The following is a 24,874-nucleotide window of genomic DNA, read 5'->3' as shown; positions in this document are numbered from 1 at the left end:
GCTGCCAGCCAAGCATTATTACCGCCATTCCTCATTTGGCGGGCTAGCTCACGACTGCAGCACCCAACCCGCCCTAGAGGCGGGTTTTCACTTTCTGTCTCCGGGGTTTTGAACAACGTCAGGAGACGACCATGCCGCACAGCCCCGACCAGCAAGCCCTGCTTGAGCAGTACGTAAAAAAGATCCTGGCCGCGCCGGTGTATGACATCGCGGTGCGCACGCCATTGCAAGCGGCGCCGGCATTGTCGGAGTCGCTGGGCAACCGGGTCTTGCTCAAGCGTGAGGATTTACAGCCGACGTTCTCCTTCAAGATCCGTGGCGCCTACAACAAACTGGTGCGACTGAGCGAAGAGCAGAAAGCGCGCGGGGTCATCACCGCCTCAGCCGGCAACCATGCCCAGGGTGTGGCGCTGGCGGCACGCGAACTGGGTATCACAGCGACGATCGTCATGCCGTCCACCACCCCCGAACTCAAGGTACAAGGCGTGCGCAGTCGCGGTGCCGAAGCGCTGCTGCATGGCGAGAGTTTTCCTTTCGCACTGGCGCATGCACTGCAACTGGCCGAACTCAGCGGACGCACCTTCGTCTCGCCATTCGATGATCCCGAGGTGATTGCCGGGCAGGGCACCGTGGCGATGGAAATCCTTCGGCAGCATCAGGGGGAGCTGAACGCAATCTTTGTTCCGGTGGGCGGTGGCGGGCTGATTGCGGGCATCGCCGCTTACGTCAAATATCTGCGTCCGGAGGTGCGCATCATCGGCGTTGAATCCGAACACTCGGCGTGCCTGAAAGCTGCGCTGGACGCGGATCAGCGTGTAGTTTTGCCCAGCGTAGGCACTTTCGCCGATGGCGTGGCAGTGGCGCAGATCGGCGCATTTGGCTTCGAAGTCTGCCGTTTTTGCGTGGACGAAGTCATCACGGTCAGCAACGACGACCTCTGTGCCGCGATCAAGAACATCTACGACGACACGCGTTCGATCACCGAGCCTTCCGGCGCCTTGGCTGTGGCAGGCATCAAACAATACGTGGGACGAACCTCTGTGCGAGGGCAGACATTCGTGGCGATTGATTCGGGCGCCAATATCAACTTCGACAGTCTGCGCTATGTCGCCGAGCGCGCCGCAGTGTGCGGCGTCCCGGCGTGAACTCCTTGCTGTGGTTATTCCGGCAGCGCAGTGCCGACTTTTTCAGATGCCGACCAGATCCGATATCGCACTTCTACGTCCGACGGTGCGTAGACGACTACTGGCAATTTGCTGTTGTAGCGCAATTTGAAACCGTCGCCGACGACCGGCACGAACACGCGTTTTTTCTGCGAGCCGGGCGGGCAGGCCATCATCGTGCTCACCGGGCCGCTGACGTTTTCAAGGCGATAGAACGGATAACCCCAGCCTTCAAGATTTTTCTCGACCAGCGCGCCGCCGAGTCGCTGCCGATTGCAATCGACCTCAAGGGTTTTGCCAGCGAGGATTTCGACCTGGAAGTCTTCCTCCTGCTCTTGCTTGGGCAGATGGATGACCTGGCGAGCGAATCCGGTTTCAGCCTTGGGATACGGCGCGACGTCTTCGAGCTTGGCCGCGTGGGCGAGGGTGGGCAGGCTGGCAACAAGCAGCCCGGTGATCGCATATACGCGTAAAGAACCCATGGAAGCCTCCGTGCGGGTGTCGGGGTGGTGGGGGCATTCTTGCTGTCATGGATGCTTAATGCAAATCGGTGCGGAGTTGCAAAATGCAGTGCTCGGGCAGGCCTTTCATGCATTATGCAAATAGCAGAATACTGGCCACTGCGCCAAGTAACTGATTTATAAGGAGCGAAAACAAGCCGATCAAAGGCACGCTTTATGCGTTCTTTCAGTGCGGCGCACCGGATTTGGGCGCCTACACTCCAATGGGCATTTCGCAGTACCGCCGCTTGACGCACCCAGGGAAACAGCGGGGATACACCCGCGCAGGGGCGCCACGGTCAGCGTGAATACTTGATTGGCATCTCACAGTAAGGAGAGGGTTCGCCATGTTTCTGTCTGCCTTGGAACTACGCAATATCATCGAAAGCAGTTTTCTGCCGAAACGCTGCCAATGCACGCTGTCGCCGGATCTGTCGATGACCGTCAAGGTCTTCGGCGATCATCGTACCGATCAGGTTGATCTGCAGGTCAACGGCATCGATGCCAGCCGACTCAACAGCTGTCGCGAAATCAACAATCTGGTCGCGGGGCTTCGTTCCGATCTCGCTCAACAGACTGCGCTTCATCAAACTACTGCTCGTTCGCGAGCCGTTTAACGCACTGTTTCACCCAGTTCGACCGTCACGCGCCGGGCCTGCACAAAACCAAGGCCCAGCGCGAACTCGACCAGCACCGCGAGCAAAATCCCGGGGCCGGCATGACCGTTCAGCCATTCCGCAAAACCCAGCACCGCCAACCCCAGACAACCGACGATAAAACCGTTGCTCAACGCATTGCGCCCCAGCGACGGCGGTGCATTGCGCACCAGATAAAACATCACTCCCAACGCCGCAAACAGCACCGCACTGCGCCGCGCGACAAAACCGACACCCTCGGAATACTCGACGCTCCAGATCGCCAGCAGCCGTTCAGGGAAAATGCCCCAGGCCAGCGCCAACAGAAAACACAATGAACATGTGAGCCCGGACAACGTGCGAAACGACAACTGCATGGCGAATCCTTGCGGCAGTGAGGAAGGCTCCGAGCATAACCGCCGAAACCCCTCCCGCCTACCGCAAAGCCGCGAATCAGACGTTTCTGTCAGTTTTGCAGCTGGCACGCGTCGGATAATTTCCGGTAGCTGATTTCTTCAGGTCTGCCGTTGTTGTCGAGGTACTTCATGTCGGCGGTGATGACTTTGCATTCCAGGGTGGGCGGTTCGGTCAGTGCGACTACTTTCGCCACGTGTAGCGGTATGCCGTACTTGTAGGGCGCGGCGTTTGAGGGGGTTGTGTCATTGGCTTGGGCCAGCCCGACGAATGCGGTGCAGGCGAGGGCGGCGGTGACAAGTGAGATACGAATGTTCATAGAGGACTCCCGTGCGACGGAAAGGGGGTTCGGTGTGATGCGGCCGAACCTGCCGCACTGGGCGACAGCCATGGGGGCTGGGGTGTGCGGTCAGGGAGAGTTTTTGGCTGGGGCGTTAAGGCAGGGTTAAGCAGGCTGAACGGTGGCTGTCGGGGAACGGAATGTCGCGCGATTGGGGACAGAGACAGTCAATCTCTTAGTTTTTCGGGGAAAATAAGAGCGCCGGGTAAGTTGTTTTCAACTTCTCCGCAAATACTTCGATTTTGCGACACAGATATGGGCCGCCATCAGGGATGTCCTTATTCAGTGCAAGACGGATATACCGTACAGTCACGGCCGTTGATTTTGAATTTTTTGAAAACTGGAGGTGTTTGGCACCTTTTTGATGTTGCGGTTTCCTGACAGGGCTTCCATCCTTCTGTGGTCTTGATCCACCGATTGTCCATACTAGGTTCTTCATCTTTCGCCAAGCGGAATGTGAATTTTATTTCTTTATTTTTAATGCTCGATCGTTGAACAGTTCCGCCCGGCTTATTGCGTTCAAAATAGTCGGAGGGTACATTCCATTCAGAGTTCGCTGCGCTACACGATAATATTTTTGAAATTCCGTCTTCCTCGATTCTTTCCACGCTTAGTTGGAACATCCACGTACATAGGCCTCTAAATTCAGAGTTATCATTGGCTAATGAGGACGATCCGACAGTAGTCGTATTGCCTTTTATAGTTATTCCTCCGAAATCCCCCCCGATATCCAATGAAGACGTACCATAGCGGCCGTCGATGGCCATGTCTACGCGAGTCAGCTCCATCTTGCATCCGGCTATGCGATAACTGAGCGGGATATCGAAGCGAGCGGTTTGTTCTATATCTTTTACATCAATCTGATCTGTTTTTTGATGCCGTCGGGTTACTTCTCCTCCTAAGCCCGCTGAATAAGCTTTGCAATCCTGACCAGCTAGTGGTGAATATTGTGATTTTGCTGTTAAGCCAAAGTATGCAGGTGCATTCGCTACGAGAGTAAACGAGTCGGACCCGTAGTGGCTGGTAATGTCTTCAATGCTACTTTGAGCAATTTGACCGGCAGAGGCACAGGCACCGAATAAAGGAAACGCCAGAAGTAGTAATGACTTTAGATGGAGCGAAGGTGATGGCTTATTCATTGTTTCGCTCTCTGACAAAAGGTTAAGCCGCAACTAAAATTGATTGATGAACTCAACAGGATCGCGTTGGCACCTCGCTAAACGCTCTGGAGGTATTTCACTCGGAAAAAGTCTCACCCGACATCTTGCATGCATTGTTCTCACAGAGTATTGGCTTCAACCGTGTCATGCCGTTCGTTGCCGACACGAATGTTCTGGTCGTGTTCGATGTTTTCGTCCCAGTCGCGCTGGGCGTGGATGTAGATCTGTTCGGCGCCTTTCTTGTCTTCGATGCGGAATTCGTTATAGCCCTTGCCGCCCGGGGAGCTGAGGGTTTTGAAGGTGCTTCGGGTTTTGTTCGCCGGCAGGTCGTAGGGGACGACGTTTTCCTTGTGGTACAGGCAGCCGCTGACCAGTGGCTGGTCGGGGTCGCCTTCGAGGAAGGTGACGAGGACTTCCATGCCGATGCGCGGGATGGCGATGCCGCCATAGGCCGCGCCGGCCCAGCCGCTGGCGACGCGCAGCCAGCAGGTGGTTTTGTCGTCGGACTGGCCGTCGCGGTCCCAGTGGAATTGCACTTTGACGCGGCCGTACTGGTCGCAGTGGATCTCTTCGCCGGCAGGGCCGGTGACGATCGCGGTCTGGCTGCCGAGAACTTTTGGTTTCGGGTGTTCGAGGGCAGGGCGGTAGTGTGCGTCCCACGGCGTGGCGAGGAAGCTGTTGCGGTAGCCCTGATGGAAATCGCTTTTGTTGTCGGTGACGTCGCTGGTGACGTTTTCGCCAAGCACTTGCGGTTGTTTGCCTTCGTGGAAGACTTCGAGCAGCAGCCACAGGTCGTTCCATTCGGCGCGCGGGTGTTCGGCGAGCGTGAGGAAATGGCCGCTGGTCAGGGTTGGTTCGTCACCTTTGCCTTCGGCGAGTTTGTAGTCGCTGCGATGGCGTTCCAGCGCGCGGGTCGAGAGGAACTTGCCGCGCTCGCGGGTGGTGAAGCGGCCGGGATAGTCGTAGTCCTCGAGGTCCGGGGCGAATTCGGATTTGACCGCGCCTTCCGGGAGGATTTTGGGGTTCTCGAAATCGTAATCGCGGCGGCTGACGCGGGTGGTGCGGGTTTCCAGGCGCAGGTTGAAGCGTTTGATCACCGGTTTGTCGGCGGCCATGCCGGAGTCCTGCTGGTAGCTGACCGGCTTCAATTTGCGAAACACGATTCGATCCAAGTTCCATCTTTTTTGACGGTGCGTGTCCTCTAAGATATTCACCATTACAGTGCTTATAGAAGCGTAGTCTTGGGTAGAACAATGGCCTACCCATAACTCTCTGTTTGTGCTCGAACTCGGATACCTCAAGCGATGTTCGCTATCGCCCCTTGTGGGACTTGGGCAACTCGCACGATGGCTTGGTTCTCTTTGTGATCAGCCCATCGTTGGATATGAGTTTTCAGTTCCGGTAACTCGGCACGATCACCGTAAACGTCGGAAAGCTCTACAGTTGTTTGCTCCAATAAATCTATGTTCTTCAGCGTAGTCTCGATATTTTCGAGTTCTTTTTGATTATGGCTCACTGCCAGAGCAATTTCCTTCTGGCGGGTTTGGAGATCAGACATAGTTGATCTTCTCTGGAGAGACGTTGCGCGATCCTGAGGTCTGCTTTCAATCGTTCCTCCTGGAAATTCCACTTGCTGCGCGCTCTGCCATTTTTCTAATTCGGAGCGGTAGAATTTTAATTGTGTCCGCAGATTGAGCGCTTCGCGAGAGGTAATGATTTTTCCGCCGCTGGTTTGCGTATCTTGCCAGCGTCGCAAAGTCGCCCAGCAGGCGGGAATGTAGCCGCCAAGCATTGTATGGTCCGCCCCGTTCATCACCTGTACTCCGAAGTTGCTACGTTCCGGAGTGTCATTGTTTTTGATATTCGCATAACAAAGCTGTGTCATTGCCGACTCTTCATACCCTTCGCAACCTGGAGTCCACAATACCGATGAAATCTGGTTGCCTGGCAGCCGCAAAGGGGTGAAGTACCGTTGTATGCCATGATGCCGGTAAGGCTTCCCGCCGAACCGATTCAATCCCGCACCAAAGATGATTCCCCCTACAATCGGTGCGACTCCTCCAGTAACAGTGGCGGCGACTCCGGTAACCCAGACTGCTTGCTTGGTATCCATCCAAGCTGCGGGTACGCTGGGTACCGGATCATTGTTGTTTACAATTCGGTGATGAACGAGAGGTTTGGCTCCTTCGACAAAGTCTGCATCACCTGCTCTAGGGGAACCGAAGGTATAGAGAATGACTTTTTCGTCATAGTTTTGACGTATCCATTCAGCTAACAAGAGTGCAATCGCCCCACCTAGGCTGTGGCCACAAACCACAACGCGTTGGCCATTGGTAAGAAATCTTTCGAGATATTTTGTTATGAATGGTTGTAATACGACGTAGGCATTATGAAATCCCTGGTGAGCCTTGCCGATACCATCTTTAATCGGGACTTGCTCGGCATCTCCGTCGCGCAAGGCATCCCACTTTTCCGCTGTTCCACGTATTGCTATCAGGATCATACGATCGTCATGCGTCGCATACGCTTGGGTGTCGGTCTTCTTGGAATCTAATGAATATCCGCGTGCATCATTGAAAAAATGAACCTGCGCTGGGGTTTCCTGTTCGCTTGGATTTATATAGAGTTGTGGATCGTAAGGAATGATCTCCAATCGTTTTGAGTAGGGGATGTCTTCAACAACTGGATAGTTTATTGTTTTAGCATCGGCATAACGCATGGGTTCCTGATAACAAGCCAAGCAGGTTTGCAATACATGTCCAACTGTTCCGACCGTAGGGAATGTTATTTCTTGTCTAGGTTTTGTTCGTTTTGGGTCTTCTGGATTTTCGGGGTTATTCGGGTTTTCAGGGGATTGTCCAAAATCACCATAACTTAGCGTTGCAAATAATGAAAGATTGTAAAGATTAACTGCGCTGAAGGTAGGCGCCAAGGATATAAGTGGTCTGAATGCCCTTAATGCACGTACTTCTAGGACGTAATGTTTGTCTGGTAGAAGTGCCGTTCCATAATCTGGAACTTTCCCTTCACCAAAGTCACAGGCTAATTTTGTCCAGCCGTAAGGAACAGGTTTAGATAGTTTCGCCGGAAGGGGTAAGTGGCTTTTGTACTTTACGAATTGGCGGACTTCTACGTTGTAATATTCTGCCTTTTCCGAGGCGGCTCTATAAGCGCCGCTTTTAGCGGTGCTACCGATTGGGCGATGTAATGTTTTTTCAGCTGCGACCTGAAAATCCGTCAGAGGGATTGGATAGTCTTTTCGGTCGACAAGGTTTTCATACCAAGTGTCTCCCCCTGAGTATGATTTTTCCAACGTCAAAGTTACTGGGCCTTTGTAGTTATTGGTGACCTTCGCGTATCCATCACTGTCTAAGCTACCATTGTATATTTGCCCCTCTGCGTCGGTTAATTCATAGGTTAAGCCCGCGTATGGCCTGCCGTCACCAAACTCATCAACCAATCTAAAGCTTAACCAGCTACCCCGGGCAGGGCAGACGCTTTTGTCGCACAGGTATGGGTCTGTCATCGGGAATGTCCTTATTCAGTGCAAGACGGATATACCGTACACTCGCGGCCGTTCATTTTGAATTTTTTGAAAGTAGGAGGAGTTTGGCACCTGTTTGATGTTGCGCTGCCCTCACAAGGCTTCCAGCCTTTCTTGGTTTGAATCCAGCGATGGTTCATGCTGGGTTCTTCGTCTTTTGATAGACGGAAGATGAATTTTACGCTCTTACCGTTGATACTTGATCGCTGGATTGAGCCGCCCGGCTTGCGGCGTTCAAAATAGTCAGATGACACGCCCCAATCTGAATTTGCCGCGCTGCAGGATAATATTTTGGAAATTCCGTTCTTTTCGATTCTCGCGACGCTGAGTTGAAACATCCAGGTGCACAAGCCTCTAAACTCAGGGTTCTCAGCCAAAGATGGCGCTGAATTTCCAATAGCCGTTTGTCCTATTACAGAAATTCCTCCGACATCCCCCCCGATATCCAATGAAGATGTACCATAGCGGCCGTCGATGGCCATGTCTACGCGAGTCAGCTCCATCTTGCATCCGGCTATGCGATAACTGAGCGGGATATCGAAGCGAGCGGTTTGTTCTATATCTTTTACATCAATCTGATCTGTTTTTTGATGCCGTCGGGTTACTTCGCCTCCTAAGCCCGTTGAATAGGTTTTGCAATCCTGACCAACTAGTGGTGAATATTGTGATTTTGCTGTTAGGCCAAAGTTTGCAGGTGCAGTCGCTACGAGAGTAAACGAGTCGGACCCATAGTGGCTGGTAATGTCTTCAATGCTACTTTGAGCAATTTGGCCGGCATAGCTACAGGCACCGATTAAAGGAAGTGCCATAAGTAGTAATGAATTTAAAGTTAGTGAAACTGATAGCTTGCTCATCGTTGTGCCCCGGAAAAACTATAAAACATAACTGAAGTGGATTTATAAACTCAACTGAATACTCGTCGGCATCTCGCAAAGTGCTCTGGAGAAGTTTCATTCGGCAAAGGATCCCACGCCAGATCCTGCATACATTGTTCTGACAGTCGACGACTTAACATCAACTCCCTTTGCTCTGGTAGTTGCCAGCCCCAGGCATCAAGCAAATCCAATTGATCCTCAAGCCATTCACTGACCACTCGGGTCTCAGCTAGGGTGGCAGCTGCCTCAAGGTGATATGTGAATATCCATCGTTTTAAGTTTTGGCGCAAAATGCTGCGAGCGTGTTCACCAGACTCGGGATTGCGCAACCACGGCTCGGGATTCGGGACCGGATGCATTCCAGGTCTGCTGTTATCAGCACTTTTCCATTGACTCTGGTCCCAATACAGCACGCTGCTGATTGGCCCAAGCAGCAGTGGCAACTCGCTATCTTTCATATTGGCGAGGCAGCGCGCCAGCACCCGGTTGTCCTGAAAACGAAACAGCGAGCGGTCGCCGTCTTCGTCGATTACCATGCGCGCAATCCAATGCTGGGTCAGGCTGTCGAGGTCGGCCCTGTCCATACTGCCGATCCAGCCCCAGTTGCGTTCAGGTTCATTGAGCAGTCTGCGAAAGGCATCATTGCCCGGGTTGTGCAATGCGGTCAGCCACGGACTGATAGCCGCGAACTTTGAGAATTCGGTGCGTCGGTACAATTGCACTGAGCGCTGCATGACACCAGCGCTATACAGCGGTGTCACCGGGTTGGGTTCGGCTAGGCTGTCGAGTACGAGGATCAAGACTCGGTCGAGGCGTGATTGTCCGCCCATCCAGTTATCAAGCACGTCACTCATGCGGTAGCTCCCAAATCGCATTTACCTTCCCGGCAGGCTTCGCAAATAGGGCAACGAATATTTCCCGCTGCACGAGCGGCTTTGGCCATGGCCATCTGTACGGCCGCCGGAACGAGAAGGGCGCCTGCCTTGTCTTTCGCAGCGGCCCATGGGATGACCGGTTCGAGTATCCCGATACCGGTCCCCACACCCGGCGCACCACCGGTATTAACCTTCACCTCAGCGCCACTAATCGTCACACCACCCGCGTCCACCTTCACAAAACTCCCGCCAGCCTTGGCCGTGAGCTCCATGCCACCCTCAACCACAACCTTCTCGCCAGCGTGGTAGTGAATCTCCGTACCGGCCTCAACAAACTGCCCAGTCCCCACCTTCACGTGCTGCGTCACACCCACCGTCAGGTGATCATCCGCGCGCATTTCGCTGATTCGGTCCAGATGGGTGATCCGGTGCTCTTCGACCTTGAATTCGCTCAGCGTATTGGCTTCAACAGTGTCATGCCGTTCGTTGCCCACCCGAATCTTTTGGTCGTGTTCGATGTTTTCGTCCCAGTCGCGCTGGGCGTGGATGTAGATCTGTTCGGCGCCTTTCTTGTCTTCGATGCGGAATTCGTTGTAGCCCTTGCCGCCCGGGGAGCTGAGGGTTTTGAAGGTGCTTCGGGTTTTGTTCGCCGGCAGGTCGTAGGGGACGACGTTTTCCTTGTGGTACAGGCAGCCGCTGACCAGTGGCTGGTCGGGGTCGCCTTCGAGGAAGGTGACGAGGACTTCCATGCCGATGCGCGGGATGGCGATGCCGCCGTAGGCCGCGCCAGCCCAGCCGCTGGCGACGCGCAGCCAGCAGGTGGTTTTGTCGTCGGACTGGCCGTCGCGGTCCCAGTGGAATTGCACTTTGACGCGGCCGTACTGGTCGCAGTGGATTTCTTCGCCCGCAGGGCCGGTGACGATCGCGGTCTGGCTGCCAAGGACTTTTGGTTTCGGGTGTTCGAGAGCAGGGCGGTAGTGTGCGTCCCACGGGGTGGCGAGGAAGCTGTTGCGGTAACCCTGGTGGAAATCGCTTTTGTTGTCGGTGACGTCGCTGGTGACGTTTTCGCCGAGCACTTGCGGTTGTTTGCCTTCGTGGAAGACTTCGAGCAGCAGCCACAGGTCGTTCCATTCGGCGCGCGGGTGTTCGGCTAGCGTGAGGAAATGGCCGCTGGTCAGCGTTGGTTCGTCACCTTTGCCTTCGGCTAGTTTGTAGTCGCTGCGATGGCGTTCCAGCGCGCGGGTCGAGAGGAACTTGCCGCGCTCGCGGGTGGTGAAGCGGCCGGGGTAGTCGTAATCCTCGAGGTCCGGGGCGAATTCGGATTTGACCGCGCCTTCCGGGAGGATTTTGGGTTTCTCGAAATCGTAATCGCGGCGGCTGACGCGGGTGGTGCGGGTTTCCAGGCGCAGGTTGAAGCGTTTGATCACCGGTTCGTCGGCGGCCATGCCGGAGTCCTGCTGGTAGCTCACCGGTTTGAGCTTGCGGAAGACCGTCTGATCGTCGCCGAACACCAGTTTGTGGCCGCTGCTGCTGTGCTGGAAATGGAAGTGAATGCCTTCCTCTTCGCACAGGCGCTGGATGAAATGCAGGTCTGACTCGTCGTACTGCACGCAATAATCGCGTTCCGGGTACTCGGCGCCGAGCTGGAAACTGTAGGCGTCGGCGAGGATGCCGCGGTCTTCCAGTACCTGCGCGATGATTTTCGGCACGGTCAGTTGCTGGAAGATCTGCTGATCGTGGTTGTGCCGCAAATAAGCCAGTTGCGGGACCAGGCTGAGGCTGTAACGGGTCAGGGTCTTGCCGGAGTCGCCTTGCTCGATGCGATAGACCAGACCGTGGATCTTGCCTTCGCCGGTGGCGCCGAAGGTCAGCACGCCGGGCTTGTGCAGCAGCTCTTCAAGATTGAGGTCGGGGCGGGCGCTGACCAGTTCGAGGTCGAAACGGAACGGCTCATTCAGGGCTTCGCGACCGGTGAAACTGAGGACCTGCAGGTCGGCGTTGGCGCCTTCGAGGGTGAGGGTGATGTGGGTAGCGTTGGCGTCCAGCATGCCTTGAATTCCGTCCGTGAATAAGCAGGACACAGATGTTGCAGGATTAAGCCGTCTCGTTCAAGGCGCAAAAGCCGTAGGTGGGGTGGGTCTGGGGGATAGGGAAAACCCTTAGGGGTAGCGTTTGGGTCAATGAAATCGGGTGATTGGTGGGGTATGGGCCGCGCAATTGGCGACTTTTCTTACGCGCTGGTGCTGAAGAAACAACCGTCGAAGTTGTCGGGGAGTACGGCAGGTGGCGATCTTGGCGTCTGATCGATCGCTTGCGCGAGCAGGCTCGCTCCACAGGGGAATGGGTTTCGGACATGAAGTGCATTTCATAGGCAGAACGCATTTTAACTGTGGGAGCTAGCCTTGCTGGCGATAGCGGTCGAGAGCTCACCGCTACAACCAATGCCAGAACCGGCTCCAGAAGCCCCGATCCAGATCCTCTTTGCACCCGGCATATTGCCGCGCATAAGTGTCGGAGCGCACCTGCACCTTGCGCGCGGTCGGGGGCAGCCAGGCTTTGCTGGCGAAGGTCTTGTTGCGGAAGCCGCCCCAGCCTTCGTGGTAGTTGAGGTACTGGTTGTAGGCGTCGTACTTGTAGACGCCATTGATTGAGGTGGTTTTGTCCATGTACCAGCCGATGAAGTCGATGGCGTCATCGAAGTCTTCGCGGTCGGCCCAGTTGCGGCCAGTGCTTTTCTGGTAGTCGGCCCAGACTTCATCTTTGGCCTGCGCGTAACCCGAGGCGGTCGACACCCGACCCCACGGGATCACCCAGAGCAGATATTTGCGCGGAGTCTTGGCGTCGTAGCGGTAGCCGGATTCCTGATACATGATCGCGAAGGGCACCTGAATCGGCACGCCCCAGCGTTTTTGCGTGACCTGCGCGGCGTCGTACCAGTCGCTTTTTTCGCGGAAGATCTCACAGATATCTTCCGGCGAACGGGGCGGCGAAGTGCCGCACCCGGTCATCAGTGCTGCCAGTGTCAGTAGTCCAAGCGTCTGCCCGTATTTCAAAAGCGGTTATCCCGTCGTGCGCAAAAAAGCCGACAGTCTACGCGCTCAGCTCAATTGCTGACGATAGGGCAGATCCGGACCGGTCTTGCTGCAGGTCAGCGCGGCGGCCTGGACGGCGAAACGGAGCATGGCGTCGATCTGTTCGCGCGCCAGTTGCTGCACGCCTTCGACCGAGTCCAGACCATTTTCGGTGAGCCAGGTAATCAGCGCCGCCTGGAAGGTATCGCCAGCGCCCACAGTGTCGGCGATTTTCACCGAAACGGCCGGCACCGACCAATGTCCGTGCTGACGGCTGAAGACGCTGGCGCCGTCGCCGCCACGAGTGAGGAAAACCATCTGGCAGCGATGCTCGAGCCAGCGCTCGATGACTTGCTGCGGATCCTGTTCGGGATAGAGCAGGCTCAGGTCTTCATCACTGACCTTGATCAGGTCCACCAGCGGCACCAGTGTCGCGATGCGTTCGCGCCACAGGTCGATGTTCGGCTCGGGATTGAGGCGTACGTTCGGGTCGAGAGTGATCAGGCGCTGGCCACTTTCGCGCTGCACCAGTTGCAGCAGGGCGTCGCCGATCGGCTGCACCACCAGTGAGAACGAGCCCACGTGCATACCGCGTACCTCGGCGCCGAGGGTCGGCAGGTGCGCCGCGCTCAACTGCCGGTCGGCGCAGCCTTCGCCACGAAAGCTGTAATGCGGCGAGCCGTTGGCGCCGACCGCGACCATCGCCAGTGTGGTCGGCGCAGCGAACTCCACCAGATAATCCGGGCGCACGCCTTCGTCCTTCAACACTTGCAGCAAGCGGCGACCGAGGTAGTCGGTGGACACACCGCCAAACAGCGCCGAGTCGACGCCCAAGCGGCGCAAACCGACAGCGACGTTGAACGGCGAACCGCCGGCGATTGCCTTGAAATTGACCTTCGAGGCCAGACCGCTGGCATCGTCTTCACTGAAAAAATCGAACAGGGCTTCGCCACACACCAAATACATGATTGTTTGCTCTTTATAGGGTTGCGACATGCTGTTGATAGCGTTCATAAGCCTGCTGGAAGGCCGCCACATTGGCGGCGATCGGCAGGGTTTCGCTGCTGGCATCGAGTTTTACGCAGCGTTGGCACAGATCTTCGAGGCTGTCTTGATCGCCGTCAGCCGATGCAGTGCACCACGCCGCCTGAATCGCCGCGCCAAGCGCCGCGGCTTCGCTTTGTTCGGTGCAAATCACCGGGGTGTTCATGATATCGGCGACGATCTGCCGCCACACAGCGCTTTTCGAGCCACCGCCGATCAGGCAAATGCGCAGGCTTTGCAAACCATTGCGGCGCAGCAGATCCAGTCCGTAACGCAAACCGAAGGTCGTGCCCTCGACGGCGGCGCGGCACAGGTTGGCCTGGGTCAGGTTGTCCAGCGTCAAGCCGTGCAGGCTGCCGGTGGCGTGGGGCAGGGCAGGGACGCGCTCGCCGTTGAGAAACGGCAGCATGCACACGCCGTCGGCGCCGATCGGAGCTTGGGCGACCAGATCGTTGAAGCGCTGCAAATCGAGCGCGAACAACTCGCGAATCGCACCGGTGGCGTTGGTCAGGTTCATCGTGCAGATCAGCGGTAACCAGCCACCGCTGGACGAGCAGAACGTGGCCACCGAGGCATCCGGGCTGACGGTCGCTGTGTCGGAATAGGCGTATACCGTGCCGGAAGAGCCGAGGCTCATGGTGATTGCGCCGGGCTGTATGTTGCCGGTGCCAATCGCGCCCATCATGTTGTCGCCGCCGCCACTGGCGACCCGCGCGTTGGGGTTCAGGCCAAGCTGTTCGGCGACCGCCGGGAGGATCGTGCCGACCGCTTCGTGGGCTTCGATCAGTTCCGGCAGCGCCGCTTGCAGGCGCCCGCTGGCGTCGATGTCGCGCAGCAATTGCAAGTCCCACTCGCGGGTGCGTACGTTGAAATAGCCGGTGCCGGACGCATCGCCGTATTCACTGCAGGCGCGACCGGTCAGCCAGAAGTTCAGGTAGTCGTGGGGCAGCAGCATGCGTGCAATGCTGGTGAAGACGACGGGGTGTTGCTCCTTGGTCCAGAGCAGTTTCGACACGGTGTACCCCGGCGCAATGACCACGCCCAGACGCTCCAGCGAACCTTGCTCGCCGCCCAGATGGCTGAGCAGTCGGTCGTTTTCGGGGCTGGTTTCGGTGTCACACCAAAGCTTGGCCGGGCGCAGTACCTCGCCTCGATCGTCGAGCAGGACCAGGCCGTGCTGCTGGCCGGAAACACCGATGGCGAGGATGTCCTGACCATCGACATTCGCGGCCTGCAACGCCTGGCGGGTAGCGAGGGCGAAGGCTTCCAGCCATTGTTGCGGCTCTTGCTCGCGGCGCCCGTTGGCGCCGCTGATCATTGTGTGCGGCGCGGCACCCTGGCCGAGGACCTGACCGCTGACCGCGTCGAGGATGATCGCTTTGGTGCCTTGGGTGCCGCAGTCGATGCCGAGGAAGAGCTTTGTTGTTGTCATTTATGCACCGGTCGGATTGTGTTGAAGATCAAAAGCTACCCCCTCATCGGAACGCCGCCCGCCCAGCCCTCTCTCCCAAAGGGGGCGAGGGGGAAGCGAGCAGATCGGGGGATTTCCTAATCCTGCGTTCGACTCGATATTTCAGGTCGGCGTATCTCTCGCAGCCACCACGGTCAGTTCCCTCTCCCTTTGGGAGAGGGCTAGGGTGAGGGGCTTTTCAGGCGAGCACTCGTTCCAGTGTTCGCGTCACGCCTTCATCGCGCAAGCTGTTGTAGCACCACTCGAACGCCGCCACAAACTCCGCCGATTTCGGGATTGCGGCACCAAAAATCTCCTCTACCCCCAGCAACCGTTCAGTAATCAACCCATCGTCCACCACCAGCGCCTGACAAAATGCCGCCCGTGGATCAGGAATCGAGTACGTATCGCCATTCTCATCGAAACCCTTCAGATACAACGCCCACGCCGCCACCACCAACGCCGCGCGCCGGGTCTCGCGGCCGTCGGCGATCAGTCGATTGATCGTCGGGATGGTGAACTTGGGAAACTTCGACGAGCCGTCCGAACATACTCGTTCCAGTTGATCGGCAATTGCCTGATTGGAAAACCGCGCGACCAGCGTGTCCTTGTAATCGCTCAGATCAATGCCCGGCACAGCTGCCAGTTGCGGGGTCACGTCAAGATCCATATAGGCGCGCATGTAACGCACGAACAGCGGATCATTCATGGTCTCGTGGACGAAGCGATAGCCCTTGAGAAAGCCCAGATATGTCAGCGCCAGATGGCTGCCGTTGAGCAACTTGATCTTCATTTCCTCGTAGGGCGAAACGTCGTCGGTGAACTGCACGCCGACCTTCTCCCACGCCGGACGGCCATTCACGAATTTGTCTTCGAGTACCCATTGCACAAACGGCTCGCAGACCACCGGCCAGGCATCGTCGACGCCGTGTTTGTCGGCCAGTTGCAGGCGATGCGCGGTGCTGGTCATCGGTGTGATGCGATCGACCATCGCGTTGGGAAAGCTGACGTTGGCGTCGATCCAGCTGCACAGATCGCTGTCGCGCAGGGTGGCGAAGGCGAGCAGCGCTTTGCGGGTCACGGCGCCGTTGTGCGGCAGGTTATCGCAGGACATCACGGTAAACGCCGGAATCCCCGCCGCCCGGCGCTTTTCCAGGGCCGCACACAGAAAACCGAACACGGTTTTCGGCGCCTCTGGATGAGCCAGGTCATGCTGAATCTGCGGCAGGTGCGCCATGAATTCGCCGTTGCTGTCATCGATGCAATAACCGCCCTCGGTGATGGTCAGCGAGACGATGCGAATCTGCGGATCAGCAAGTTTGTCGATCAATGCCTGAGCGCCATCCTCGGCCAGCAGCATGTCGCGAATCGCGCCGATGACGCGCACTTCGGTGTCATCGCTGTCACCCAGTTCGAACAGGGTGAACAGGTAATCCTGTTCCTTGAGATCATCACGGGCGCGACGGTCTTCAGCGCGCAAACCGACACCGCAAATCGCCCAATCGAGGGCTTCGCCGCTGTTCATCAGGGCGTCGGTGTAATACGCCTGATGCGCGCGGTGGAAGCCACCGACGCCAATGTGCGCAATGCCCTGGCGGGTGTCGCTGAGGCCATAGGCCGGCAGCTGGACTTCGGTGGCGAGACGGTTGAGGTTCTGTTGGTTGAGTTTCATCGGATAGTCTCGAAATCAGGCCGCGACACGCAGCGGGCGGGTCAACGCCACACCTTCGGCATCGAATAAATGGCAGTGGGCGGCGTCCAGGTGCAGGTTCAGCTGTTCGCCATAACGGCTGGCGAGATCACCGCGCACGCGCATGGTCAGGGCTTCGCCGGCGTTGGTGGTGACGTGGCAGAACGTATCGCTGCCGAGGCGTTCGCTGACGTCGGCGACCACTGCCAGGCTGCAATCACCCGGTTGCGCCAGTTCCAGATGTTCCGGGCGAATGCCCAAAGTCACGGCGCTGCCGACACTGAGGTTTACGGCGTTGAACGGCAGGTTGATGCGCGTGCCGGCATCCAGCGCCACTTCGCAGCTCTGCGCGTCGACGCGGGCAATCTTGCCCTTGAGGAACCCCATCTTCGGCGTGCCGAGAAAACCGGCGACAAACAGGTTGGCCGGGTTGTGATACAGGTCTAGCGGCGAGCCGACCTGTTCGATGCGGCCGCCATTGAGCACCACGACCTTGTCGGCCATGGTCATCGCTTCGACCTGATCGTGGGTCACGTAGATCATCGTCGCTTGCAGGTCTTTGTGCAGGCGCAGCAGTTCCAGGCGCATCTGTACGCGCAGCGCGGCGTCGAGGTTTGACAGCGGTTCATCGAAGAGGAAAATCTTCGGGTTGCGCACGATGGCGCGGCCAATCGCCACGCGCTGACGCTGGCCGCCGGAGAGCTGTTTCGGCTTGCGCTCGAGCATCGGGCCGAGCTCGAGAATCCGCGCCGCTTCGCCGACTTTCTTCTCGACTTCGGCTTTCGGCACGCCGGCCAGATCGAGGGCGAACGACATGTTTTTCTTCACGGTCATGTGCGGGTACAGCGCGTAGGTCTGGAACACCATCGCCAGATCGCGCTTGGCCGGGCTGACTTCGGTGATGTCGCGTCCATCGAGTTCGATGGTGCCGTCGCTGACTTCCTCCAGGCCCGCGATCAAACGCAGCAGGGTGGATTTGCCGCAGCCCGACGGCCCGACGAAGACCACGAATTCCTTGTCGTTCACTTCAAGGTCGATGCCCTTGATGATGGAAAAACCTTCGAAGCCTTTTTGCAGATTCTTGATTTTCAGGTTGGCCATGAGATGGGCCTCCGCAATGTTGTTATTCGTTTGATGCAGGCATGCTTTTTTGTGGGAGCGAGCTTGCTCGCGAATGCAGACTGTCATTCACCATTGATGTCGACTGACACGGCCTCTTCGCGAGCAAGCTCGCTCCCACAGGAAATCGGGTTGGGTTCGGGATGTTCATTTCACGGCTCCGAACGAGAGGCCGCGCACCAGCTGTTTCTGGCTGATCCAGCCGAAGATCAGGATCGGCGCGCAGGCCAGCGTCGACACGGCCGACAACTTGGCCCAGAACAAACCTTCAGGGCTTGAATACGAGGCGATCAGTGCGGTCAGCGGCGCGGCTTTCGATGACGTCAGGTTCAGCGACCAGAACGCCTCGTTCCAGCACAGGATCAGCGACAGCAACACGGTGGAGGCGAGGCCGCCCTTGGCGATCGGCAGCAGCACCCGGACCATTTCCTGCCAGAGCGTGGCGCCGTCGAGGCGTGCGGCTTCGAGGATGTCTTTGGGGATGTCCTTGAAGTAGGTGTAAACCATCCAGACCACGATCGGCAGGTTGATCAGCGTGTAGATCACGATCAGCGCAATGCGCGTGTCGAGCAGGCCGAAACTTTTTGCCAGCAGGTAGATCGGCATCAACACGCCCACCGGCGGCAGCATCTTGGTCGAGAGCATCCACAGCAGCGTGCCTTTGGTGCGCTGGGTTTCGTAGAACGCCATCGAGTACGCCGCCGGCACTGCAATCAGCAGGCACAGGGCGGTGGCGCTGAAGGAAATCACCACCGAGTTCCAGGCGAAACTGAAGTAGTCGCTGCGCTCGTTGATGTGCAGGTAGTTCTCCAGCGTCGGCATGAAGATGAACTGCGGCGGTGTGGCGAACGCGTCGATTTCGGTCTTGAAGCTGGTCATCACCATCCACAGGATCGGAAAGAAAATCACGATCGCGATGGCCCAGGCCAAAGTGCCGAGCAACAGGCTTTGCAAGCGGCGGGATTGTTGAAGAGTCATGGCGGGCCTCAGGCTTTGTCAGTCAGGTTTTTGCCGATCATTCGCACCAGAATGATCGCCGCGATGTTGGCAATGACCACGGCAATCAAGCCGCCCGCCGAGGCCATGCCGACGTCGAACTGCACCAGCGCCTGGTTGTAGATCAGGTAGGCGAGGTTGGTCGAGGCGTAACCGGGGCCGCCGTTGGTGGTGGTGAAAATCTCGGCGAACACCGACAGCAGGAAGATCGTTTCGATCATCACCACCACGGCAATCGGCCGCGCCAGATGCGGCAAGGTCAGATGCCAGAAAATCGCGATCGGGCCGGCGCCGTCCAGGCGAGCGGCTTCTTTCTGTTCCTGATCCAGCGACTGCATGGCGGTCATCAGAATCAGGATCGCGAAGGGCAGCCATTGCCACGAGACAATGATGATGATCGACAGCAGCGGGTAGTGGGCAAGCCAGTCCACTGGTTGTGCGCCGAACAGCTTCCAGATGTACGCGAGGATTCCCGACACCGGATGAAAAATCAGGTTCTTCCAGATCAGCGCGCCAACCGTGGGCATGATGAAAAACGGCGAGATCAGCATGACCCGCACCAGACCGCGACCGAAAAACTCGCTCGCTTCCAGCAGTGCACTGATCAACACGCCGAACACCACGCTGATCAGCAACACGCTGCCCACCAGCAGCAACGTATTGGTGGCGCCGGGCATGAAGCCCGAGTCGGTCAGAAAGTAGGTGAAGTTCTCCAGCCCGACGAATTCGTTCTCACCGGGGTAGAGCAGGTTGTAGCGGATCATCGAGAAGTACAGCGTCATGCCCAGTGGCACGATCATCCACAGCAGCAACAAAGCCACCGATGGGCTGACCAGAAACCAGCCGGGATTGCGTACGCGGAGTTTGCGCTGGGGTGGCGCCAGTTCGATGTGGGCTTTGGCAGTTGAAGTATTCATGGTGATCACAACCGAGTCAGACAGACCAATGGAGATCCCTTGTGGGAGCGAGCCTGCCCGCGAAAGCGGTGGTCCAGTATCATGGATATTGATTGACACGACGCCTTCGCGAGCAGGCTCGCTCCCCCAAAGGCAGGAGCAAGTCGCTCAGCAGTTACTTGGGATAACCGGCGCGCTTCATCTCGCGTTCGGTGGTCTGCTGCGCCGCGGCCAGGGCTTGGTCCACCGTGGTCTGGCCGATCAGCGCCGCTGAGAACAACTTGCCGACCTGGGTGCCCACGGCCTGGAATTCAGGAATGGTCACCAGTTGAATGCCGATGTAAGGCACCGGTTTCAGTGTCGGTTTGCTCGGGTCTGCGGCCTTCAGCGATTCCAGGGTGACCTTGGCGAACGGCGCGGCGCTCATATAAGCGTCACTGTAAGTCGAGGCGCGAGTGCCAGGCGGTACGTTGGGGATGCCATCGGTTTTCGCCACCAGCTCACCGTATTCTTTGGAAGTGGCCCAGGCGCTGAATTGCTTGGCGGCATCCTTGGCTTTGGAGCTGGTTGGGATCGCCAAAGCCCACGAGTACAGCCAGGCTGAGCCTTTATCGGTGACCTGATGCGGGGCGAAGGTGAAGCCGACGTGCTCAGCGACTTTGCTTTGGCTCTTGTCGGTTACGAAGGAGCCGGCGACGCTGGCGTCGACCCAGATCGCGCACTTGCCACTGTTGAACAGTGCGAGGTTTTCGTTGAAGCCGTTGCTGGAAGCGCCAGGCGGGCCGGATTTCTTCATGGTGTTGACGTAGAAATTCAGTGCGTTTTTCCATTCCGCGCCGCTGAATTCCGGTTTCCACTGCTCATCGAACCAGCGTGCACCATAGGCATTGGCCACGGTAGTGATCAGCGCCATGTTCTCGCCCCAACCGGCCTTGCCGCGCAGGCAGATGCCGTACTGCTCTTTGTCCTTGTTGGTGAGTTTTTCGGCGAACCCGGCGATTTCTTCCCAGGTCGGCCGTTCTGGCATCGTCAGCCCGGCTTCCTTGAAGAGGTCGGTGCGGTAATAGGTGATCGAACTTTCTGCGTAGAACGGCAGCGCATATAGCGAACCTTTCACCGACAAGCCTTCACGCACCGACGGGAAAACGTCGTCTAGGGCGTAACTGGCCGGCAAGTCCTTCATCGGCTCCAGCCAACCCTTGGCGCCCCACAGTGCGGCTTCGTACATGCCGATGGTCAGCACGTCGAACTGACCGCCCTGAGTGGCAATGTCGGTGGTCAGGCGCTGACGCAGAACGTTTTCTTCGAGCACGACCCAATTGAGCTTGATGTCCGGGTGCTCGCTCTCGAAAGTCTTCGAGAGTTTCTGCATGCGGATCATGTCGCTGTTGTTGACGGTAGCGATGGTCAGGGTCTGGGCGCCGAGACTGACGCTGCTCAGGGTCATACAGGTGAGGGCAAGCAGAGCTTTTGCAGTGGGTTGCATCGTGCACTCCTTTTCTGCACCCGGCGGGTAACAGAAGGACAGTTATTGTTTTTGTGTCTTCCGACGACAGGAAGAATCTGCGCTGATTACAGCCTTCAATCGGCGCAGTGACAAATCATCCCTAGCACTTTGATCGATACTTTTTTGCACTGAAGTTTGCAGAGGTTAACGCAGGGAAGGGGTTTGCAGCGTGGGAGGAGTATTGAATCTGTACAGGTTTTTCGACCGCAACGGTGCCCACTGGGAATTGCGTTGTTGTCAGAGGTGGTTCTGCTCGGTCAGCCGCTGCACTGCGAGCCGCCGGTAGTGCGATGGCGTCATGCCCTTGAGTTGCTGAAAACGCCGATTGAAATTGGAAATATTGTTGAAGCCCGATTCAAAACACACCTCAGTCACCGGTTTGTCGCCATCGGCCAGCAACTCGCAAGACTTGCTGATGCGCAGGCGGTTGACGAACTCGATGAAGTTGCGCCCGGTGGCCTGTTTGAACACGCGGCTGAAATAAGTCGGGGTCATGCCCAAGTGTTCCGCTACTTCTTCCAGCGAGATGTCACGGGCGTAGTGGCTGAAGATGTAATCGACCGCACGGTTGGTGCGATCGATGTTGTGCTCATCGGCCAGTTGCGGCGTCGTCGCCCCGGATAGCAACAGGAAATCATCACTGGCCGCGAGCAGTTCCATCAGGATGAAAAAATGCCCGAGGCGGGTAATACCGGTGGAGTCGGCAATACGCTGCATCAGCGTCATGGCCTGGCGAATGGTGCGCTTGCAGCGAAACTCGATACCGTACTGGGCACGTTCAAGTAGCGGTGCCAGGGTTTTCAATTCGGCGAATACCTGATGGCCACTTTCGAACAGCTCATCGGTGAAGTTGACCAACATGTCGCGCTTTTCCACTACTTCGTCTTCGGCGACCTGGCTGATCCAGTTGTGCGGCAGATTGGGACCGGTCAGGAACAGCGTTTCCGGATAGAAGTTACCGATGTAGTCACCAATGAACACCTTGCCGGAACTGGCGACGATCAGGTGCAGTTCGTATTCCTTGTGGAAGTGCCAACGCACCAGCGGGCAGGGGAACCCGTGCTGGCGGTAGATGATGGACAAGCCATTATGGTCGTCCATCAACTCGTAGGAGGGGTCGGTCACGCGAGCGGTTCGGGTCATGGCGCGCTTCTTGTTGTTGATCGCCTGACGATGATGCCTCGTTTATCGAGCGTTGCGCCAGTTCCCGTTGGCCTTGCGGTTGCGCTTTCTACGCAAACTTCTCACGGGCCTTTTGCAGATTGGCCGTCAGGCAAAAGTGCACCAGATTCGAGTCCTTGATGAAGTCGAAATTGATGATGTGGCACTTTTTCGCCCAGTCGGACTTGTCTGGATCAAACCAGTCATCCAGCGCGCCGAGAACGCGTTGCGGTCCGCCGAGGGTGTAACTGGTCGCCGACAGGGACCATGGGTGCAGTCTGCTGATCGGTTTGCCCAACACGTCCGCAATGAAACCTCGCAAATCGCTTGTGCTGACAATCTTCTGGTTAATCCATTGGTGATCGATTTTGCGCTGGAAGCGATGGTCGTCGGTTTCCCAGGTCATGGATGCCGCCACCATGATTCGTTGCAGCGGACTGATTGCCTTGAGTTGCCCCAAGGTCAAATGCAGATTCTTCGCGGGAATCATTCGCTCCCCCAAGTGTTCGAGCATCAGCGCTTTGAATAACGAATGATCAAATGCCTTTGTGCCGTTTTTCAGTTCGTGAAAATCCAGAATGATGAATTCATCAGGGCTTCGCTCATAAAACCCTTTTATATCCCGTATCAGATCTTCAAGCGTACGAGAGGAGCGGTGGCCATTATGCTGGAAACGAAATTGCGCCAAGCCTTGGGCTTCGGCGATAAACTCGAGACGAACATCAAGTGCGCGGGCGCCACGGTTCAACTGTGAGTAGAACGAGACGTCCTGGCAGGCCAGCCAGTTTTTCCCCGGTATCAACGCGTAAGTCGCCTGCCAGTCACAACCGGCGTTATGCGCGCCTGGCAGCGTCAATTCATACAGCGAAAGATTATCTATAAGCTGCGCATCAGCCATCCATTGATAAGTTTGAAAGTTGTCCATGTCATCTATCCTGCGTATTTTTATGATGAATAAAAGTGCGCGCGCAGGATGTTTATAACGTCTCGACTTTGAATAGCCAACATGGCTTTTAATGCAAGTCGTGTAGATGCTGTCTCTTACAAATTCGACGTTTGTTGAATGAAACGATTTTTTGCTTCAATCCACTGCGACATGTATTGAGTACTCTTGTGCGAGTGGTGACGCAACATGCTGCCGGTAAAGTTTTCAACTCTCAGGCGTTCAAGGTTTTGCTGACAATAAAGCAGTTTTTCAATCAGCGCCGGCCCATGCACCGATTGTGAATAACGCTCGGTCAGCAGCGTATAACCGGCCGCATGCGCCTGCTGCCATTGCGCCTCGTTGTTATGGAGCGCGACAGCGCTGTTGGCGAAATCGACTGCGTTTTGGTTAACTGCACCGGGCCAGGAATCCTCGCCGTGCATGCCCTCGGCGCCCACCGGCGTGGTCACACTGGGGGTGCCACACAACATGGCGTCGACCAGTTTGCCCTTGATGCCCGCGCCAAAACGCAACGGCGCCAGGCAGACCCGCGCAGCAGACATGACCTGCAACGCATCTTCGGCCCAATTCATGATGTGAAAGCCTTCTTGGGCGTTGTGCAGTGCGGTGGCTTTCGGTGGCGTATAAGCGCCATAGATATGCAGTTGGGCCTGCGGCAACTGTTGGCGAATCAGCGGCCAGATCGTGGTTTTCAGCCACAGCACCGCATCCCAATTGGGCGCGTGACGGAAGTTGCCGATGCTGAGAAAGTCCGCCCGGTCGGCGATCGCGGCTGGCTCGGCTACTGGCGGATCAATCATCAAGGGGCACCAGTGCAGCAATTGCGCAGGCAACCCGAACTGCTCGGTCAGTAACTTGATTTCAACTTCGGAAATCATCAGGCTCAGATCGCAACGATACAACGCAGCAATTTCACGTTTGGCCAGATCGCTTTGCGCCATCAACGCGAATTCATCATTCAGGGCCGGCGCAAACACGTCACTGAAGTCATTTTGGTCAGGATTGAGCTTGAGGCGATCCTTGAGCCGTTGATGGCGTGCATGCCGCAGACTTTGCAGGTCTGAAGTTTCCAGCACGCGCAGCGCCTGCGGGCAATGTTTTTCGACGCGCCAGCCAAACTGCTCTTCCATCATGAACTGGTCGAACAGGACAATATCCGGCGCCAGTTCGCTGATGAACTCGTCGAAGCTGCTGTTATTGAGTTCGATCGGCAACTCGCGAATGCCCAGCGCGGCCAGGTCGGCCTTGTGCTCACCGGGACCGGCCGGGCTGCTGAAGGTAATGTCCCAGCCTTGCTGCAGGAACGTTTCGAGAATCTGCATGACATGCCCGCTGGCCGCCGAAGAGCGCGGCTCTGGCCAGACGTAGCCGATGACAAGCACTTTGGTAGTGGAGGGCAGGGTCATGAGGAGTATCAGCCGGGTTGAAAAAAAAGGGCGCAATTAAACCACAGTGATGGTTGTCTGCGCCCCTCTTGTCAGCAGTGCA

General features: G+C 56.9%; 20 protein-coding genes and 2 pseudogenes. 2 read left to right on the top strand and 20 right to left on the bottom strand.

From position 1 onward, the window contains the following. Positions 1–131: 131 nt before the first annotated feature. Positions 132–1,121, top strand: a pseudogene (ilvA, locus tag V6F91_RS06295) (threonine ammonia-lyase, biosynthetic); the annotation flags it as partial. Positions 1,122–1,159: 38 nt separating this feature from the next. Here the strand turns inward: ilvA and eco are convergent. Continuing rightward, the gene (gene eco / locus V6F91_RS06290; RefSeq protein WP_332763072.1) at positions 1,160–1,645 is read right to left on the bottom strand and encodes a serine protease inhibitor ecotin; all 486 of its coding nucleotides are present in this window, start codon (positions 1,643–1,645) and stop codon (positions 1,160–1,162) included. A gap of 365 nt (positions 1,646–2,010) precedes the next feature. Between eco and V6F91_RS06285 the strand changes: the two genes are divergently transcribed. Further along, on the top strand, positions 2,011–2,280 hold the full coding sequence (locus V6F91_RS06285) for a DUF1652 domain-containing protein (RefSeq protein WP_332763071.1): 270 nt from the start codon (positions 2,011–2,013) through the stop codon (positions 2,278–2,280). On the opposite strand, the gene V6F91_RS06280 is transcribed toward V6F91_RS06285, so the two are convergent. The 19 genes and pseudogenes from V6F91_RS06280 to V6F91_RS06190 form a co-directional block, all read right to left on the bottom strand. After that, complete coding sequence (locus V6F91_RS06280) at positions 2,277–2,675, bottom strand: hypothetical protein (protein ID WP_332763070.1); 399 nt, start codon at positions 2,673–2,675, stop codon at positions 2,277–2,279. The genes V6F91_RS06285 and V6F91_RS06280 overlap by 4 nt on opposite strands. An 89-nt stretch (positions 2,676–2,764) precedes the next feature. Continuing rightward, the gene (locus V6F91_RS06275; RefSeq protein WP_332763069.1) at positions 2,765–3,031 is read right to left on the bottom strand and encodes a DUF2790 domain-containing protein; all 267 of its coding nucleotides are present in this window, start codon (positions 3,029–3,031) and stop codon (positions 2,765–2,767) included. A 299-nt stretch (positions 3,032–3,330) separates the two neighbouring features. After that, positions 3,331–4,191, bottom strand: coding sequence for a hypothetical protein (locus V6F91_RS06270; protein ID WP_332763068.1), 861 nt, complete (start codon positions 4,189–4,191; stop codon positions 3,331–3,333). A 146-nt stretch (positions 4,192–4,337) separates the two neighbouring features. Next, positions 4,338–5,381, bottom strand: a pseudogene (tssI, locus tag V6F91_RS06265) (type VI secretion system tip protein TssI/VgrG); the annotation flags it as partial. A gap of 128 nt (positions 5,382–5,509) precedes the next feature. Further along, positions 5,510–7,738: a lipase family protein gene (locus V6F91_RS06260; protein WP_332763067.1), complete on the bottom strand. Its 2,229-nt coding sequence runs from the start codon at positions 7,736–7,738 to the stop codon at positions 5,510–5,512. A gap of 11 nt (positions 7,739–7,749) precedes the next feature. Further along, positions 7,750–8,610: a hypothetical protein gene (locus V6F91_RS06255; RefSeq protein ID WP_332763066.1), complete on the bottom strand. Its 861-nt coding sequence runs from the start codon at positions 8,608–8,610 to the stop codon at positions 7,750–7,752. Between the two features lie 50 nt (positions 8,611–8,660). After that, positions 8,661–9,485, bottom strand: coding sequence for a DUF4123 domain-containing protein (locus tag V6F91_RS06250; RefSeq protein WP_332763065.1), 825 nt, complete (start codon positions 9,483–9,485; stop codon positions 8,661–8,663). Then, the gene (locus V6F91_RS06245) at positions 9,482–11,554 is read right to left on the bottom strand and encodes a type VI secretion system tip protein VgrG (protein WP_332763064.1); all 2,073 of its coding nucleotides are present in this window, start codon (positions 11,552–11,554) and stop codon (positions 9,482–9,484) included. The genes V6F91_RS06250 and V6F91_RS06245 overlap by 4 nt, the downstream gene beginning before the upstream one ends. A gap of 384 nt (positions 11,555–11,938) precedes the next feature. Beyond that, a complete protein-coding gene (locus V6F91_RS06240; RefSeq protein ID WP_332763063.1) occupies positions 11,939–12,559 on the bottom strand; it encodes a hypothetical protein in 621 nt (206 codons plus the stop codon). Between the two features lie 45 nt (positions 12,560–12,604). After that, positions 12,605–13,543 carry a carbohydrate kinase gene (locus tag V6F91_RS06235; protein ID WP_332763062.1) on the bottom strand — a complete coding sequence of 313 codons (939 nt, stop codon included), beginning with the start codon at positions 13,541–13,543 and terminating at the stop codon, positions 12,605–12,607. A gap of 13 nt (positions 13,544–13,556) precedes the next feature. Then, a complete protein-coding gene (gene xylB / locus V6F91_RS06230; RefSeq protein WP_332763061.1) occupies positions 13,557–15,053 on the bottom strand; it encodes a xylulokinase in 1,497 nt (498 codons plus the stop codon). Positions 15,054–15,270: 217 nt separating this feature from the next. Beyond that, entirely contained in the window at positions 15,271–16,743 is a 1,473-nt protein-coding gene (locus tag V6F91_RS06225; protein WP_332763060.1) for a mannitol dehydrogenase family protein, read from the bottom strand. 15 nt (positions 16,744–16,758) lie between these two features. Continuing rightward, positions 16,759–17,862, bottom strand: coding sequence for a sn-glycerol-3-phosphate ABC transporter ATP-binding protein UgpC (locus V6F91_RS06220; RefSeq protein ID WP_332763059.1), 1,104 nt, complete (start codon positions 17,860–17,862; stop codon positions 16,759–16,761). Positions 17,863–18,027: 165 nt separating this feature from the next. Further along, positions 18,028–18,858 (bottom strand): carbohydrate ABC transporter permease, encoded by an 831-nt coding sequence (locus V6F91_RS06215; RefSeq protein ID WP_090283315.1) that lies wholly within the window; start codon positions 18,856–18,858, stop codon positions 18,028–18,030. A gap of 8 nt (positions 18,859–18,866) precedes the next feature. Further along, positions 18,867–19,793 (bottom strand): sugar ABC transporter permease, encoded by a 927-nt coding sequence (locus V6F91_RS06210; protein WP_332763058.1) that lies wholly within the window; start codon positions 19,791–19,793, stop codon positions 18,867–18,869. 154 nt (positions 19,794–19,947) lie between these two features. Beyond that, the gene (locus V6F91_RS06205; protein WP_332763057.1) at positions 19,948–21,258 is read right to left on the bottom strand and encodes a sugar ABC transporter substrate-binding protein; all 1,311 of its coding nucleotides are present in this window, start codon (positions 21,256–21,258) and stop codon (positions 19,948–19,950) included. Positions 21,259–21,516: 258 nt separating this feature from the next. Beyond that, positions 21,517–22,422, bottom strand: a complete 906-nt coding sequence (locus V6F91_RS06200; RefSeq protein ID WP_332763056.1) for an AraC family transcriptional regulator — start codon at positions 22,420–22,422, stop codon at positions 21,517–21,519. An 88-nt stretch (positions 22,423–22,510) separates the two neighbouring features. Beyond that, positions 22,511–23,338 carry a phospholipase gene (locus V6F91_RS06195; RefSeq protein WP_332763055.1) on the bottom strand — a complete coding sequence of 276 codons (828 nt, stop codon included), beginning with the start codon at positions 23,336–23,338 and terminating at the stop codon, positions 22,511–22,513. A gap of 143 nt (positions 23,339–23,481) precedes the next feature. Next, positions 23,482–24,792 carry a glycosyltransferase gene (locus V6F91_RS06190; RefSeq protein ID WP_332763054.1) on the bottom strand — a complete coding sequence of 437 codons (1,311 nt, stop codon included), beginning with the start codon at positions 24,790–24,792 and terminating at the stop codon, positions 23,482–23,484. Between the last annotated feature and the right edge of the window lie 82 nt (positions 24,793–24,874).

It is taken from the genome of Pseudomonas koreensis (assembly GCF_036668835.1).
GTDB lineage: Bacteria > Pseudomonadota > Gammaproteobacteria > Pseudomonadales > Pseudomonadaceae > Aquipseudomonas > Aquipseudomonas koreensis_I.
This window is presented reverse-complemented; position numbering and strand designations above follow the sequence as displayed.

Excerpts from the sequence above, each read along its gene's own strand:
- V6F91_RS06260 (WP_332763067.1), bottom strand. The coding sequence starts at position 7,738 with ATGACAGACCCATACCTGTGCGACAAAAGCGTCTGCCCTGCCCGGGGT.
- V6F91_RS06270 (WP_332763068.1), bottom strand. The coding sequence starts at position 4,191 with ATGAATAAGCCATCACCTTCGCTCCATCTAAAGTCATTACTACTTCTG.
- V6F91_RS06255 (WP_332763066.1), bottom strand. The coding sequence starts at position 8,610 with ATGAGCAAGCTATCAGTTTCACTAACTTTAAATTCATTACTACTTATG.
- V6F91_RS06205 (WP_332763057.1), bottom strand. The coding sequence starts at position 21,258 with ATGCAACCCACTGCAAAAGCTCTGCTTGCCCTCACCTGTATGACCCTG.
- V6F91_RS06190 (WP_332763054.1), bottom strand. The coding sequence starts at position 24,792 with ATGACCCTGCCCTCCACTACCAAAGTGCTTGTCATCGGCTACGTCTGG.
- V6F91_RS06195 (WP_332763055.1), bottom strand. The coding sequence starts at position 23,338 with ATGGCTGATGCGCAGCTTATAGATAATCTTTCGCTGTATGAATTGACG.
- V6F91_RS06210 (WP_332763058.1), bottom strand. The coding sequence starts at position 19,793 with ATGAATACTTCAACTGCCAAAGCCCACATCGAACTGGCGCCACCCCAG.
- V6F91_RS06280 (WP_332763070.1), bottom strand. The coding sequence starts at position 2,675 with ATGCAGTTGTCGTTTCGCACGTTGTCCGGGCTCACATGTTCATTGTGT.
- V6F91_RS06250 (WP_332763065.1), bottom strand. The coding sequence starts at position 9,485 with ATGAGTGACGTGCTTGATAACTGGATGGGCGGACAATCACGCCTCGAC.
- V6F91_RS06200 (WP_332763056.1), bottom strand. The coding sequence starts at position 22,422 with ATGACCCGAACCGCTCGCGTGACCGACCCCTCCTACGAGTTGATGGAC.
- V6F91_RS06220 (WP_332763059.1), bottom strand. The coding sequence starts at position 17,862 with ATGGCCAACCTGAAAATCAAGAATCTGCAAAAAGGCTTCGAAGGTTTT.
- V6F91_RS06275 (WP_332763069.1), bottom strand. The coding sequence starts at position 3,031 with ATGAACATTCGTATCTCACTTGTCACCGCCGCCCTCGCCTGCACCGCA.
- V6F91_RS06285 (WP_332763071.1), top strand. The coding sequence starts at position 2,011 with ATGTTTCTGTCTGCCTTGGAACTACGCAATATCATCGAAAGCAGTTTT.
- V6F91_RS06225 (WP_332763060.1), bottom strand. The coding sequence starts at position 16,743 with ATGAAACTCAACCAACAGAACCTCAACCGTCTCGCCACCGAAGTCCAG.
- V6F91_RS06245 (WP_332763064.1), bottom strand. The coding sequence starts at position 11,554 with ATGCTGGACGCCAACGCTACCCACATCACCCTCACCCTCGAAGGCGCC.
- V6F91_RS06215 (WP_090283315.1), bottom strand. The coding sequence starts at position 18,858 with ATGACTCTTCAACAATCCCGCCGCTTGCAAAGCCTGTTGCTCGGCACT.
- xylB (WP_332763061.1), bottom strand. The coding sequence starts at position 15,053 with ATGACAACAACAAAGCTCTTCCTCGGCATCGACTGCGGCACCCAAGGC.
- V6F91_RS06235 (WP_332763062.1), bottom strand. The coding sequence starts at position 13,543 with ATGTATTTGGTGTGTGGCGAAGCCCTGTTCGATTTTTTCAGTGAAGAC.
- eco (WP_332763072.1), bottom strand. The coding sequence starts at position 1,645 with ATGGGTTCTTTACGCGTATATGCGATCACCGGGCTGCTTGTTGCCAGC.